Annotated in this window: 2 protein-coding genes; both read right to left on the minus strand. The window is 39.6% G+C overall.

Features of this window, described 5'->3' with window-relative positions:
- On the minus strand, positions 1-628 hold a 628-nt coding region (locus ACWODM_RS16260), incomplete at its 3' end, for an ATP-binding protein (RefSeq protein ID WP_455322363.1).
- Positions 625-2,172: an IS21 family transposase gene (istA, locus tag ACWODM_RS16265; protein WP_455322364.1), complete on the minus strand. Its 1,548-nt coding sequence runs from the start codon at positions 2,170-2,172 to the stop codon at positions 625-627. The genes ACWODM_RS16260 and istA, both read right to left, overlap by 4 nt.
- Between the last annotated feature and the right edge of the window lie 177 nt (positions 2,173-2,349).

The raw sequence follows: 2,349 nt of genomic DNA on the forward strand, positions 1-2,349 counted from the left end.
ACCATCCTTCAGGAGCCGTCTGTGAACAGAAGATAGTCGAGGCTGTCTTCAGACGTGATTCTATAATCTCAAATAAGGTTAAAGTATGCTCTTCAGGTAAGGCTGTCAGTAACCATTCATCAATGATTAACAGGTCGACTTTCTTATACTTCTTAATCAGTCGTCGAAAACTACCGTCTGCTTCGTTTCTTGCTGAAATAAACTCATCTAACAGCTCTGGTAGACGAACATATTTCACTTTATAATGTTGCCGGCAGGCTTGAATGCCGAAGGCATTTGATAACCATGTTTTACCATTCCCGGAAGCTCCCATTAAAATGATATTCAAATGTTTCTCAATATAGTTCCCTGCTGCCAGCTCAAGTATAAGATGTTTATCAAGGTGACGGTCAGGGTGATATTCAATATCTTCAATTGCTGCCGACGGTTCATTGAACTGAGCCTGGTTAATCAATCGCTGCAGTTTGTTTGATTGACGACGAGAATATTCACGATCGACGAGTAAATTGAAACGTTCTTCAAACGTCATATCTTGATAGTCACGATTATTCATTTGCTCTTTATACGAGTCAGCCATTGCACTCATGTTCATTTCTGTTAATTTACGGAATGTTTCTTCATTAGTCATTTAGGGTTACCTCCAAAATAGTTTGCACCACGTACAAATCCATAGTTTTTATTAGTAGTCAGTTTTGTCAAAGAGCCATCATCTTTTGCGCGATTACGTTTTTTATTTCTTGATAGTATTGTTTTGAAAACACTAACCGTTGGGTTAGAGGAAGCGATCAGTAGGTTTTGAGCAGCGAGATCCATCTCTTCTTTTGAATGTCTTTTTTCTATACTACGTAGACTCATTAATTGATTAAGAGCCTTTTTCTCTGAACCATTCTTAAGCAATATCTCCACGAACTCTTCCATGTATGAACCAATGGTTTGGGCCCATTCTCGACTAATTTCTGGTGTATGTTCTAAATAGAGTCGATGATTATCCGGCATATGTTCTGAAAAAGTTGAAAACTGTCCAATTTTTCCATATAATCGCTTGTGGGATGAAATCCGTACATCTTTGAAGTATACTTCAATTAACTCCTTTGAAAGACGGGTGTCAACGTCACATTGGATATATTCGTAAGGAACGGAGTAATTCATGCGTTCGATTTGAATGTGGTAATTTGGTTGAACTTTTGCTCTTCTCCATTCCGATAACTTAAATCGTGTTTGACGTAAGGGGTGAAGGTAGGATTTCTCCTCTTCGTCAAACGCTTTTTTTCTTGAACCAGGACGTTTTTGAAATTCTTCTTTATTTAGTTTGTTAAGTTTTTTCAAGATTTCCTGATTTAAGTCACGAATATCAAAACATTGATAGTGACGCAAAGCAGCTATGATTTGTCTGGAAACGAACCCCACGGTTCCTTCAACACTCGGTTTGTCTTTAGGCTTCCGAACTCTTCCGGGAACGATAACGGTTTGATAATAATCAGCCAGTTCACGGTAGGCCTCATTTAGAATAGGTTCTCCGCGAGCGGCTTTAAACACCCCCGTTTTTAAATTATCAGAAACGAGTGATTCTGGAACCCCGCCAAAATATTCAAAAGCATGGATATGTCCGGTTAGCCAGTTGGCTGATTTCATATCTAAAAACCCTTCGACATAACTGTACTGACTGTAAGGAAAAGTTGCCACAAATACATATACCGTTAACTGTTCACCGCTTGAACGATCATTAATAGACAGCGTTGAACCAGCCCAGTCAACTTCTAAAACTTCACCAGGTTTCCTGCGAATAGGCATGGTCGCTTTATATTTCTTTGCATACTTACCATAATTTTCTGCGAAAGTCCGGTAGGCATAAGGAATCTTTCCTCCGTTACGTGCTTGCTGGTCATACTCCGAATGGAGTAACTTTAAGGTCACGTTCTTTTTCTGTAATTCTTTATGAACCGTTTCCCAGTCTGGTGGAAAAAAGCCTTTCTCAATCGCCTGTTTCTCAGGGAAAAGAAATTCTTCAAGCCAGTGATTGTTCATGTTGTCCATTAAACGCTCTAAGCCATGCTTTTCAGCTCGTTTAATGACATCCGAAACTGTATTCCTCGAACTTCCCACACTGGTACTAATGGTACGTTGGGAAACATCCTTGTAGTGCAATTCCAAGATCTTGCGGTATTGGATCATAATAAAACCTCCTGTATATAGTGTCATGCCTGTAGGCATGCAATATCATTATACAGAAGGTCTCTATTGTTAGCTAAATTATTTATGTGGTTCCCTTGTCCGCATTCGGTGGCGCTATTGTCCGCATTCACTGGCTCATTTTTCCGCACAGGTGGCTCTATTCGTTCGCAATATTCA

The sequence above is a fragment of the Enterococcus olivae genome, assembly GCF_053760925.1.

What these genes read in the sequence shown, in the direction of transcription:
- istA (WP_455322364.1), bottom strand. Translation starts at nt 2,172, where the DNA reads ATGATCCAATACCGCAAGATCTTGGAATTGCACTACAAGGATGTTTCC.